Here is an 11,943-nt window from a genome sequence, read left to right as displayed (position 1 = left end):
CTACATTTCCCTTTCTACAATTGAGCGAATTTCTCTTACAAACTCAGCCGGGGTTTGAATAATTAAGTTAGTTTGGGCTGCGACTTCAGCCGTAAAATCTTTTGTATTTAAACTAAGTAGCCGGTCAGGGTTAGCTAAGACAGCCGCCGCTAAAATTGGGGCATCTTTTGCTTCGATAATAGGATGATACTGTTGCGATTCTATTTGGGGTGGATTCGGCAAAATTTCTGGATCTATAGCATCTAAAAGCTGGGTAAAATCGGGTAAAGCTGCGGGTAATTTTTTGCGTAAATTACGCTTACACTCCTCTAAAACCTGCTGGGAAACCAGAAGTTTAAATAAGCCTATTTCAGCCATTGTCAGCACAGCCCGACTCGCACCCGTGCGCGAACCGACCCCAGCGATTATAATACTAGAATCGGCAAAAACTCTACGCATTATTTTGCTGCTCTTGCCAAATCGCGTTTCGTTCGTCTTCTAAACCGGCCAACAAATCACTCAACTCTAAACCTTCATTTTCCATTAAATCTACAATCTGATCGATGAGTTGGGGAACTTGAGGCGGTTTTGCGGTCAGCAATACAAGTCTGCCGACTTGAATAATGGTTAGTCTATCTCCTTGGCTGAGGTTGAGATGTTCCCGCACTGCGGCAGGTAGAGATATCTGTCCTTCTTCTTGTAAAACAACGGGAAATAGTTTCGTTTCAAAGTTGGCGTTTTCTGTTGTGGGTGTCACCGGCTTAAACTTTTATGAGGGTTGTTTTTTGATCAGCTATATTTTATCATTTTTGGAAAAAACAACCGGCAACAAGGGCGCTATCATAAAATAAATGGTTCAGTCTGAGGGGTTTATGCAGCGAAATTACAAACAAAAATCAATTTTCTTTCCCGCAGTGGCGCTGTTGTGGGGAGGGATAACTTGGGGGGTGATGGGGCCGGTTTTGCCGGTTTTTGCGGTGCCGGTGGAGTCTCAATTTTATACTCAAAAACAAAACGCCAAGCCAGAAGAACCTAAGCAGGAAGAACAAGAAGATCCTGATTTGGAAAAACTTAATCCTCAACAGCGATTACAGTTTTTGATTCAAAAAGGCAATGACCTTTTTGAGAGAAATAAATATGCGGAGGCTGAGGCCGTTTTTCGGCAGATTCTCGAACTAAGAAAAAATGATCCAATCTGGCATTATAAGTTAGGAAATGCTCTGGCGGCTCAAAGGAAATTTGAGGAGGCGGTGACGGAATATCAAGAGGCAATTCGTTTGAATTCTGATTATGCGGTGGCTTATAATGCGTTGGGAAGTGTTAGCGCAGAACAAGGCCGGTGGGAAGAAGCGACCAAACACTATAGCCGCGCCACAGAAATTAATCCGAATTATCCAGATGCGCTTTATAATTTGGGCGTGGCTTTGTGGAAACAAGGTAAAACAAATGAAGCGATCCCGCCTTTAGAAAAAGCTAAAAATTTATTTAAAGAACGCGGTCGTTTTTCTGAGCTTCGGCAGGTTGATAAACTGCTGGAACAAGTGTACAAAGATAAGCAAGAAATTTCTGGGCTGCCGGTCTCGTCAAAAAGTTAAGAAACCCGCTTGATTAATAAAACGGGTTTCTGTGAGGTTAGGAATGCTATATTAGTTCAAATTTTCTTTTTCCATATCTCGACGGTGGCACCCAGGGCGGCACCGGCACCTGCCAATAAACCTACGCTCATGCCTTCCACAGTTTTGTAGAGAGGATCTTGGGTGAGGCATTCATTGCTGAGGCTGGGAGCCGCTTGACATTGGTTGATTTCGGCTTGGCTGGCAGTTCCTCCGAGGACGACTCCCACAGCACTGCAAGCGAGGACAAACATAAAAAGGCGAGGCGTTTTTCTATCCATAGATAGATGTCAAATAATTGCTTAACTGTTTTTTATTGTCACCTGTCTTATTCATTTTGGCACCAGTAGAAATACTGAATATTTTGCCATATTTTGTCTTAAATAATACCAGAGGCCGGTGTTTTTTTTGAAGAACCAGTGACTATGATGGGTTTCAGGGTGGTTGGGGTGGGTTCGGGAATAGTGCAATGTTAAAAATGTCGTGTTAGGTTGTTAGATAAAGCGATGGAACGAGCCGAAGAAATAATAAAATGTTGGGTAAAGGAAAGTTGAGTAAAGAGGTTTGAATTATGTCAGCTTATCAGGGTTGGGAAATTACAGAAGAGCAAAGAGAGATTTACAGACAGCGTTCTAAAAAATCAAGCAAAGCTAAAGCAAACGCGCTGCGGGGAGAAGGGAAAAAGCCAATTCATGCTGTTAATATTCCGCGCTTAAATCCTGAAGATTTAATGCCACAATTGCCTAGAAATGGAATTCGTGCGCTGTCGCTTTTCAGCGGGGGTGGCGGGTTGGATCTTGGCTTTGAGAGAGCAGGATTTTCTCATGTTGCTTCTTACGATATTTTGGCCGGCGCTGGGGTGACTTTGCGTAATGTTCGCCCAAATTGGAAAGTATTTGCTGGGGAAGAAGGCGATGTGACAAAAGTAAATTGGCGGCCATATCGGGGGTTAGTTGATGTTATCCAAGGGGGCCCACCTTGCCAGCCTTTTTCAATTGCCGGTCGTCAAAAAGGAAGGGAAGACAGCCGCGATATGTTTCCTGAGTTTATTCGTGCTGTTTTGGAAGTTGAACCTCTCGCCTTTGTTGCGGAAAATGTTACAGCTTTGGCAAGCGAAAAATTTAATCAATATGTGAAGGAAGTTATAGAAGCACCACTGGCCGGCAAATATAAGTTAACTAAGTTTATTCTTAATGCTTCGGATTTTGGAATACCGCAAGTTAGAAAACGGGTTTTCTTTGTGGGTTTTCGAGATGAAAAAATTGCAGAAAAATATGAGATACCAAAACCAACTTATGCTTGGGAAAATGTAGCGGCTTCTCAGAGACAAGAATCAGTGCAACTGAATTTATTTTCTTTTCTCACTGAGTCACAGCTTTTAAAGCGTTGTATGGGAGTACGCGAAGCATTAGGATTGCCAGATATCGGATTTGATACTTTAGCACCGACGCTGCGGAGTTCGTTAACCGGCCCGCGTCATACGACGTCTATTTTAAGCAGTGTTTCGGCTCAAAAAATCTGGGAAAAATTGCAAATTTGGCCGAATGGAGTAGCGCTAGATCGTGAAAAAGCGCGTTTATTTGTTCCAGAGAATAATCATTTTAGATTGTCTGTTCCTGACTGTGCAATTCTGCAAGGATTTCCTGATTCTTGGCCGATTGCCGGTGCAGTTTATATGGCTTTAGGTCAAATTGGTAATGCCGTTCCTCCGCCGATGGCTTATCAGGTTGCGCGATCTCTTTGGGGGGTATTATCTTGAAGTGCATCGCGGACAAGTTCTCGCAAACGTTGGGCGTGATTGGTTGTAATTTGCTCCCAGCCTTGAAAATAAGATGCTAAAATGTGCGGATTATTTAAAGTTGATCCCCGTTCAATTAAATAGCGGCATCTATCTTTTAAAATGGCAAGCATTTTTTGAGGCGAGTAGGCGTTTGGCAAATCCATTTTTGCACGATACTGCTGGGCTGTGTACTGTTTTTTTTGGATACTTTTAGCGTCTTCAAGAGTGTACGAATCTTTTTGTCCGATAATTTCATAAAGAATATCAATGGTAAGCAATTCGGGGGTGATTTGGGCTAATTTATAATCCGATAATATATAGGCTTCCTTCTCGCTAATCCATTTAGCCATCGCTAAAGGAGAAGCATAAAGGCAGTATTTCAGTTCTGTACCTTCCTTATTGTAAAAGCCAAACAACCAATGTTTGCCCTGCCACTTTTTAATATGATCTAAGCCAAAATCTCGAACCGTTGTTACAGAAGAGCTTGTGGTGGATTTCAATTCAAAGGGTATTTCTAAACCATTTAAATCGAGTATAGCGTCAGTACCGCTGCGGGTGGCGTTCTGAGGTTTTTTTAGCTGGAATAAGGCGATGAGTTCTTTTTCTCGCCGGTCGTCTTGAACGGTCACTTTTTATCTCCCTGTAAAGATTGTTTTTTCATCATCTTTAATCCTCTATCCAATCACTTATAAATTCCAGAGAGTTTTGCATTTCTTCGGCAGATTTAGCAGCAATTAATCTCATAATTCCCCGCATTTGTGCGCCTACTGAGAAAGTTTTCTGGAAGCCTAGAATGATGCCGGCATGAGTTCCTCCCTCCTGCAAAATAGTCGTGTGCAGCCGGTAAAAATCTCTCATATTAAAGGTGTAAATCACACGATTATTTACTAACGCCCAATTTAGTTGATCTTCATCACTGCGTCCCAGCATTTTCGCTTCTGATACAGTAATAACATCTACGCCACGAGAGAGTAAAGCTTGGAAGAGTGCTTTACGCCTAGAGTCTTCATCCAAATATAAACGAATCTCAGTCATAGTTTTATGTGTTTTTTTCTACCGTGTAATGCTGCTAAACGCCAATACTCCGCCTCCTCTGCTGCCAAATCTTCCTCAATTTCTTCTCGATTAGCATGATAATAAGTCAAGGCCGCATAGACTTGTGCTAGAGTGAGGTGATCTTTTTGTGAAACAATCTCTTCTGCGTTTAAACCTTCCTTGTATAATACAACAATACTACGGACAGAAGTTGCAGTACCGGCAATAATAGGCCGGCCTCCCCGAATTTCTGGTCTGCGTTCAATCAACGTCCCAATATCTACTACCGTTGTCATTTTTCCTGGCTACTTTTTCAAATGGGTTTCTTGTATTATAATTCAGTTTTATCATTTTTCAAGAATTTTGTATAGTAATAATTAATGTTTTAATTTTACCCCGCTATGACCTCACTCTCGTTATTTAAAAACCGCACCGCTGTCATCGCCACGATGCACAAAAAAGAACAAGCTATTGCTCCCCTTGTGGAACAAGAATTGCTTTTAAAAACGGTTATTCCTGATAACTTTAATACCGATTTGTTCGGAACTTTCAGCAGAGATGTGAAACGCCGGGGAACACAAATTGAAGCAGCCAGAGCAAAGGCTGAAAAAGCAATGGAAATAACCGGCACATCCCTAGGAATTGCCAGCGAGGGAAGTTTTGGCCCCCATCCAGCGATTCCCTTTTTGCCTCATAACCGGGAAATTGTTTTATTTTTAGATAAAGAAAACAACCTGGAAATTATCGGAGAAGAATTCACAACTGATACTAACTACAGCCACGAACTTGTCAACAATTTAGAAGAAGCAGAAAAATTTGCCAAAAAAGCCGGTTTTCCGGAACATGGATTAGTAGTTATTATTGGCGAATCGGCCACCGGCCAAGGTGAAATTATCAAAGGCATCATCACGCCCGAAAACCTCAGCGATGCGGTGAATTATGCCTTAAAAAAATCTGCCGGTGCTGTGCATATTGAAACGGATATGCGAGCGATGTACAACCCCACACGCATGAGAGCAATTGAACGCGCCACGCGGAATTTAATTGAAAAAATTAAGACAGTTTGCCCGCAATGTTCTTGCCCTGGATTTGAAATTATCGAACGCAAAAAAGGCTTACCTTGCAGTTTGTGTAATTTGCCAACTCACCTGACAAAATCTGTAGTTTATCAATGCAAAAAATGCGAGTTTTGTCAAGAGAAATTGTTTCCTGATGGCATAAAAACGGCAGACCCCGGAATGTGTCAATATTGCAATCCGTAGGGTACAATTTGGGTTATATTCTGGCGGTTATTTTAGCCAAAATTTGCTTTTTTGCTTTCCCTATTAAGAAATATTTTGTTTCGACTCCGGCACCTCTGGGGAAGGTTTTTCAGGAATAATACCGAGATTTGTATAAATCGGCAAAATGAAAGGTTTTAAACGGGGCAGTTGTTTAGCAAAAATAAAAGCGCCTATCATACAGCAAATCCCGCCTAAAGTTAATGTATTTGGGGCACCAATATAGTGCGCTAAAGTGCCGCCAGCTAAGTTTCCCAGCGGTACGGTTCCCATAAAAGACATGGTAAACAAACTCATCACTCGTCCGCGTTTATCATCTTCTACAATGGTTTGTAAAAGGGTATTACTGGAGGCGACTTGTAAAATAATGCCGCATCCAATGACGGGCATCATAAGAAAAGAAAACCAAAAATTACGCGACAGAGAAAATCCGATTAATCCTATGCCTAAAATGGCCGGTGCAAAGGCGATAATTTTGCCTAAACCCCGCACAGTTTGCCGCGAACTTAAATAAATAGCACCGCAAAAAGCCCCTAAACCAGAACCGGCCATTAAAAATCCTAAAGTTTGAGAATTTCCATGCAAAATTTCGGTAGCAAAAACCGGCACTAAAATGGTATAAGGCATAGCAACAAAGCTTACTAATGCCAAGAGAAATAAAATTGCTCGAATGGGAGGAAAGCCAAAGGCATAAACAAAACCATCTTTCAATTGTTGCCAGGGGCGGGAATTTGTGGGGGCAATTTTTCGGGGTTTTAACTGCATTGCTAAAAGCGAATAAATTACTGCAATATAACTCACGCTATCAATTAAAAAACAAATGCCTTCCCCAACAGCCGCTAATAATAAACCCGCTATTGCCGGCCCAATTAATCGCGCCCCATTAAACAGAGAAGAATTCAAAGCAATAGCATTCCCCAAATACTCTTTTTTCTCCACCATTTCCGTGACAAAACTTTGGCGTGCCGGCACATCAAAAGCATTTACAAGTCCTTGAAAAACACTTAAAATAATAATTTGATAAATGCTAATAACTCCTGTCAACGCCAACCACGCCAACGCCAAAGACTGAAACATCGAAAGCACTTGCGTAATAATTAAAATGCGGTGCCGGTTCCAGCGGTCTACAAAAATGCCGGCAAAGGGAGACATAAAAAAGCTAGGAAACTGACTAGCAAACCCCACCAAACCTAACAGCAAAGCTGAATGAGTAAGGCGGTAAACTAGCCAAATACTTGCAACTTGAGTAATCCAAGTACCGATCAAAGAAATGCCCTGCCCCATAAAAAAAAGTCTAAAATTTCGAGACTCAAAAGAGCGCAAAATCGGCCTCAAACCTTGCAAACTCAACCTCATAAAACCATCCTATTCATCTGCGTTTATCTGCGTTTATCTGCGGTTAAATAAAACCTACCGAACCCTCACCGAAACCACCGCCGACATCCCCGGCACAATAGGAGTTTCATAGGGAATTTGACTTGATAGCAGTTTAATTGCATATTATTGATTTTATCCTTTACTAATTGTGCAATTAATTAACCGGAGATTTTGAATGGGCAGGCATTTAGTTAGAGTGCGTAGTATTTTGGCTTTTTTAGAAAGAAATAAAAACAATGGTTTTTATGCGTACTATTTTGGCATAAAAGCCGGTGCGACGCCATGACCTATATGAGGGATTTTAGCCAGAGGGCCGGCCTGTCTTAGGAAAGATTAGCGAGAATTTGGTTGAGGATGTGAGAAAAGGGTTTTTGGTCGCAATGGAGATGCCTTGTAGGGCTTCTTCGCGCAGTTGCAGGGCGATGGCCGGTAAAAGGTGAAAGTTTTAAAATTGACATAACCCGCCAAAAATAGGTATATTAATAAATAACAAAAAAGGCGACATTAGGGGAAAATAAAATGAGAGAAAAAGAGCTTTATACCAAAAATTTTTATGAGTGGCAGCAAGAAGGTTCTCTACTTTCGGCCCGCGAAACAATCCCCCTAGTTTTAGAGTATATTCAACCGCAAAGCGTGGCCGATGTAGGCTGCGGGGTTGGAACTTGGTTATCGGTTTTTAAAGAGTTGGGAGTCAAAGACTGTTTGGGGATGGATGGAGAGTATGTAGACATGACTATGTTGAAGATTTCTCCCTCTGAATTTTTAGCCCGCGATTTAAAAAAACCGCTGGAAATTAACCGTAAATTTGATTTAGCAGTTTCGCTGGAAGTAGCAGAACATTTACCTGAAAATTGCGCCGAAAATTTTGTATATTCCTTGACAGAATTGGCAGAAGTTGTATTATTTTCAGCCGCAATTCCATTTCAAGGAGGCGACGGTCACATCAATGAACAATGGCAAGATTACTGGGTGACATTGTTTGAGAAAAAAGGCTATGTAGTGGTTGATTGTTTGCGAGATAAAATTTGGAATAATGAAAAAGTGAAAGCCTGGTACGCGCAAAACCTTTTCTTTTTTGTGCGCCAAGAAGCTTTGCCAAATTATCCGCAACTCGAACAGGAATATAAACAGCGAAAAAATTATCAGTTAACCTTAGTTCATCCTGGTACTTATACACGGGTAGTGAGTTGGTATCAACAACAGCTAAAAAAAATGTATGTGGAAAAGCAATTGTCACTGCTTCCTGAAACGATAAATTTGCGCCAAATTAATCTCATTGGCTTTCCCGACTGGAATCAAAGTGAAGAAAATTTGTTTGAAAGTTTAGCACCGTTGTTGAAAACAATTTTGTCTCATCCGCGCAAAGCAGAAATTACATTGCTGCTGGATACTAGCGGCATTTCCAGGGAGGATGCCGAGTTAATGTTATCAGCCATAACGATGGAATTGCTCTCACAAGAAGATTTTGATATGACAGAAGAGCCGGAAATTTGTTTAGTAGATGAATTAATGCCGGTGCAGTGGGAAGCGTTGCTTAATTTTACCTTTGCTCGCGTCGCTTTAGAATATGAAAATCAGGAGGCGATCCAAACCTGGGCATCGCAATTACAGGTTTTGTCAATTGAGGGATTAAGTAAGTAAAAAACTTGTCTTGTGCATCGAGAAAAAGGCCGGCAAACATGGTAAACTGCTGAAAACTTATCTAACAAAGTTCAACAACCACCGGCCCGTTTTATGTTTCTGGAAATAGAGCGCAACTTTCTCCGCCATATCGCCACCGACTCAGATCGAGTCCCTACCTTATATTACTCAAATTACTGGCCGGTGCGCGAGGTATTTTGGATGCGATTAAAAATGATTCATCATCACCTCAAAAAATTGCCGGTAGCCAAAGATAACTGCCTAGACTTTGGGGGTGGTGGTGGAGTATTCTTACCCACCCTCACCCAAATATTTAACCGCGTATTTTTTCTCGACTTAGAAGACAGCGAAGCCAAACAAGTCGTAGAGAAATATCAACTGCCAAACGTCAAAATTATCAAACAAGATATAGCCATTGCCGAAATTCCCGATGAGTTTTTTGATGTAATTATAGCAGCCGACGTCTTAGAGCATTTTCAGGACTTATCAGTGCCGGTGACAGCCTTAAGTCGGTGGTTAAAACCCGACGGAATATTACTAACATCCCTCCCCACAGAAAACTGGGTTTACGTCTTATTGCGTAAAATATTTAACATCACAAAACCCGAAGATCATTACCACACCGGCTACCAAGTAGAAACCTACCTAAAAGCCAACGGCTTCAAACCAACACGCCGCACATTCGTCCCCCTATACTTCAACCTATTTCCCCTCTTTCTTGTCACCGCTTGGAAACCAAACAAATAAACCCAAAAAACCATCCTATTCATCTGCGTACATCTGCGTACATCTGCGGTTAAATAAATGCAAAAAATCGCCGTAGTCATCCCCTGCTACCGAGTCACAAAACACATTTTAGAAGTCCTTTCTAAAATTCCCCCCGATGTGCATAACATCTACATAATAGACGATGATTGCCCAGAAAAAACCGGCCTCTATGTGCAAAAAAACACCCAAGACCCCCGAATAAAAATCATCTTCCACAGCACAAACAAAGGAGTCGGAGGCGCTGTTATTTCAGGATACCGAGAAGCCATAGCAGACGGCGCAAAAATCATCATAAAAATCGATGGCGACGGACAAATGGAACCCGCCTTAATACCCCAATTTATCAAACCCATAAAAAACGGAATAGCCGACTATGTAAAAGGCAATAGATTCTTTGACCTCGACCTAATAACCTCCATGCCAAAACTGCGTTTAATAGGAAACGCCGGCCTATCATTCATCAACAAAATAGCCAGCGGATATTGGGACATAATGGACCCAACAAACGGCTACACCGCAATACATAGCAGCGTCCTAAAAATGCTTCCCCTCCACAAAATAGACAAAAGATATTTCTTTGAAAGCGATATGCTATTTCGACTAAACACCATCCGCGCCGTCGTCTATGACCTTCCAATGGCAGCCAAATATGAAGACGAAAAAAGCCAAATGAAAATCAGCCGAATCATCCTAACATTCCCCGGAAAATACATCAAACGAATATTCAAAAGAATCTTCTATAACTACTTTCTAAGAGACTTTAACATCGGTTCAGTTGAACTCATAGCCGCCATAATTCTAATCACCCTAGGTACAATTTTTGGCATCTATAACTGGCATCTCAGCCTAACAAAAAACATCCCCGCCACAAGCGGAACAGTAATGTTAGCATCCCTCCCCATCATCCTAGGCTTTCAATCCTTACTAGCAGCCATAAACTACGACGTCACAAACATCCCCCGCATCCCCATCCACAAAATCCTAGAACCCTAAAAAACATCAGTATTCATCTGCGTTCATCTGCGTTTATCTGCGGTTAAATAAAAAACCTACCATGCCAAAAACCAACCTACTCAAACACCCAGAAAAAACCTTTTCCCTAATAGCCGTAATATTCGGAAGCCTCTACCTACTAATCACCCCACCCTTTCAAGTAGCCGACGAATATCAGCATTATTTTCGTTCCTATCAAATCTCCGAACTAACATTAATTTCCCAAAAAAACATCACCGACTGTCACGGCAGAGAAACCACAAAACCCGACAGCATTTGCGTCGGAGGAACCTTACCCCTAGGCGTTTTTTTAACAGCAAAAAACTCATCAAATGTAGAATTACGATTTCAGCCAGAAAACAAACAAGATCCAGCCGATCTTCTTCCCTTACTAAACTACCGCCTAAACCCAAAAAATCGCCGCTTTGTTTCCTTTCCCAACACAGCCATATATTCCCCAGTTCCCTACATACCCCAAGCCTTGGGAATGGCAACCGGCAGACTCTTAAAAAAGCCAGCAATTGTATTAATATATTTAGGCCGGCTATCTAACCTTTTAACATGGACAACCCTAATTTACCTAACCATTAAAATTATCCCCTTTTACAAATGGCTGATTTTTTTACTAGCCTTAACTCCCATGTCCTTATTTCAAGCAGCCTCCCTCTCCGCCGACGCCTTCACCAACGGCCTATCATTTTTATTCATTGCCACAATTTTAAACTTTAGCTTTTCCGAAACCAAGTTTGTGCAAACCCGCCAAATTATCGCTTTAGCCATCCTATCCATCTTATTAGGACTTTCAAAATCCGCCTATTTTAGTCTCCTCTTCTTATTCTTAATCATCCCCATTTCCAAACTTGAAACCCCCAAAAAATACTGGACAACCTTCGCCTTACTCTTAACCACAACCTTTACCCCTCTTGCAGCATGGTCTATCCTCGTAAAAACTACCGTTTATGTACCCCTCAATGAGGGGGCTCCAGTCTCCCCAAATTTGCAACTAGCCTCCATCTTAAAAAACCCCATAGAATTTGCCACTATCCTAATAAATTCCCTTCTAAAATACGGAAACTTTGGCATCGAACAATTCATAGGCCGGCTAGGTTGGTTAGATACCACTTTGCCCCCATTTTTAATAGCATCTTATCTCACCATTCTCTTACTCGTTGCTATCACAAGTTTGAATAGCAAAATATTGCTATCTTTCTATCAAAAAATAATCATATTCCTGATAGCAACTTTCAACAGCCTATTAATAGCCCTTGCCATGTATCTAACCTGGACACCCGTAGGAGCAAAACTCATAGAAGGCGTACAAGGCCGGTATTTTATCCCCATTGCCCCCCTCTTTTTCCTATTGCTATACAATCAAAAAATCAAAATACCCTTCAAACTACCCACCTTCCTGCTTGCTTCCTACACAATCTTTTCCTCTACCATAACCACCTTAATTCTCTTCAAAAGATATTGGTAA

14 protein-coding genes are annotated in these 11,943 nt (G+C 41.5%); 7 read left to right on the top strand and 7 right to left on the bottom strand.

Features of this window, described 5'->3' with window-relative positions; all coding sequences use genetic code 11:
• Together NG798_RS12095 and NG798_RS12090 are read right to left on the bottom strand one after the other, a co-directional pair.
• Window positions 1-438 carry a PIN domain-containing protein gene (locus NG798_RS12095; RefSeq protein ID WP_261222864.1) on the bottom strand — a complete coding sequence of 146 codons (438 nt, stop codon included), beginning with the start codon at window positions 436-438 and terminating at the stop codon, window positions 1-3.
• Window positions 431-736, bottom strand: a complete 306-nt coding sequence (locus NG798_RS12090; RefSeq protein WP_261222858.1) for an AbrB/MazE/SpoVT family DNA-binding domain-containing protein — start codon at window positions 734-736, stop codon at window positions 431-433. The genes NG798_RS12095 and NG798_RS12090 overlap by 8 nt, the downstream gene beginning before the upstream one ends.
• A 115-nt stretch (window positions 737-851) precedes the next feature.
• Between NG798_RS12090 and NG798_RS12085 the strand changes: the two genes are divergently transcribed.
• Window positions 852-1,574, top strand: a complete 723-nt coding sequence (locus NG798_RS12085; RefSeq protein WP_261222857.1) for a tetratricopeptide repeat protein — start codon at window positions 852-854, stop codon at window positions 1,572-1,574.
• Window positions 1,575-1,630: 56 nt separating this feature from the next.
• Here NG798_RS12085 and NG798_RS12080 read toward each other — a convergent pair whose 3' ends face one another.
• Window positions 1,631-1,846 (bottom strand): hypothetical protein, encoded by a 216-nt coding sequence (locus tag NG798_RS12080; protein WP_261222855.1) that lies wholly within the window; start codon window positions 1,844-1,846, stop codon window positions 1,631-1,633.
• Window positions 1,847-2,163: 317 nt separating this feature from the next.
• Here NG798_RS12080 and NG798_RS12075 point away from each other — a divergent pair, with 317 nt between their 5' ends.
• Window positions 2,164-3,351 carry a DNA cytosine methyltransferase gene (locus tag NG798_RS12075; RefSeq protein WP_261222853.1) on the top strand — a complete coding sequence of 396 codons (1,188 nt, stop codon included), beginning with the start codon at window positions 2,164-2,166 and terminating at the stop codon, window positions 3,349-3,351.
• On the opposite strand, the gene NG798_RS12070 is transcribed toward NG798_RS12075, so the two are convergent.
• From NG798_RS12070 to NG798_RS12060, 3 genes are read right to left on the bottom strand one after another with little or no spacing between them, the layout of a single operon-like run.
• Window positions 3,315-4,001, bottom strand: coding sequence for a hypothetical protein (locus NG798_RS12070; protein ID WP_261222851.1), 687 nt, complete (start codon window positions 3,999-4,001; stop codon window positions 3,315-3,317). The genes NG798_RS12075 and NG798_RS12070 overlap by 37 nt on opposite strands.
• 37 nt (window positions 4,002-4,038) lie before the next feature.
• Entirely contained in the window at window positions 4,039-4,407 is a 369-nt protein-coding gene (locus tag NG798_RS12065; protein ID WP_261222849.1) for a DUF5615 family PIN-like protein, read from the bottom strand.
• Window positions 4,404-4,703 (bottom strand): DUF433 domain-containing protein, encoded by a 300-nt coding sequence (locus NG798_RS12060; RefSeq protein ID WP_261222847.1) that lies wholly within the window; start codon window positions 4,701-4,703, stop codon window positions 4,404-4,406. Before NG798_RS12060 ends, NG798_RS12065 begins: the two co-directional genes overlap by 4 nt.
• Window positions 4,704-4,808: 105 nt before the next feature.
• On the opposite strand from NG798_RS12060, the gene NG798_RS12055 reads away from it, so the two are divergent.
• Window positions 4,809-5,669: a DUF6671 family protein gene (locus NG798_RS12055; RefSeq protein WP_261222846.1), complete on the top strand. Its 861-nt coding sequence runs from the start codon at window positions 4,809-4,811 to the stop codon at window positions 5,667-5,669.
• A gap of 63 nt (window positions 5,670-5,732) precedes the next feature.
• Here the strand turns inward: NG798_RS12055 and NG798_RS12050 are convergent, their stop codons facing one another.
• Window positions 5,733-7,043, bottom strand: coding sequence for an MFS transporter (locus NG798_RS12050; RefSeq protein ID WP_261222840.1), 1,311 nt, complete (start codon window positions 7,041-7,043; stop codon window positions 5,733-5,735).
• A 540-nt stretch (window positions 7,044-7,583) separates the two neighbouring features.
• On the opposite strand from NG798_RS12050, the gene NG798_RS12045 reads away from it, so the two are divergent.
• From NG798_RS12045 to NG798_RS12030, 4 genes are all read left to right on the top strand, one after another.
• Entirely contained in the window at window positions 7,584-8,705 is a 1,122-nt protein-coding gene (locus tag NG798_RS12045; protein ID WP_261222839.1) for a class I SAM-dependent methyltransferase, read from the top strand.
• Between the two features lie 93 nt (window positions 8,706-8,798).
• Window positions 8,799-9,452: a bifunctional 2-polyprenyl-6-hydroxyphenol methylase/3-demethylubiquinol 3-O-methyltransferase UbiG gene (locus tag NG798_RS12040; RefSeq protein ID WP_261222838.1), complete on the top strand. Its 654-nt coding sequence runs from the start codon at window positions 8,799-8,801 to the stop codon at window positions 9,450-9,452.
• Between the two features lie 57 nt (window positions 9,453-9,509).
• Complete coding sequence (locus NG798_RS12035) at window positions 9,510-10,466, top strand: glycosyltransferase family 2 protein (protein ID WP_261222837.1); 957 nt, start codon at window positions 9,510-9,512, stop codon at window positions 10,464-10,466.
• Between the two features lie 61 nt (window positions 10,467-10,527).
• Window positions 10,528-11,943 carry a DUF2142 domain-containing protein gene (locus tag NG798_RS12030; protein WP_261222836.1) on the top strand — a complete coding sequence of 472 codons (1,416 nt, stop codon included), beginning with the start codon at window positions 10,528-10,530 and terminating at the stop codon, window positions 11,941-11,943.

The organism is Ancylothrix sp. D3o (assembly GCF_025370775.1).
In the GTDB taxonomy this organism is placed as follows: Bacteria; Cyanobacteriota; Cyanobacteriia; order Cyanobacteriales; family Oscillatoriaceae; genus Ancylothrix.
This window is presented reverse-complemented; position numbering and strand designations above follow the sequence as displayed.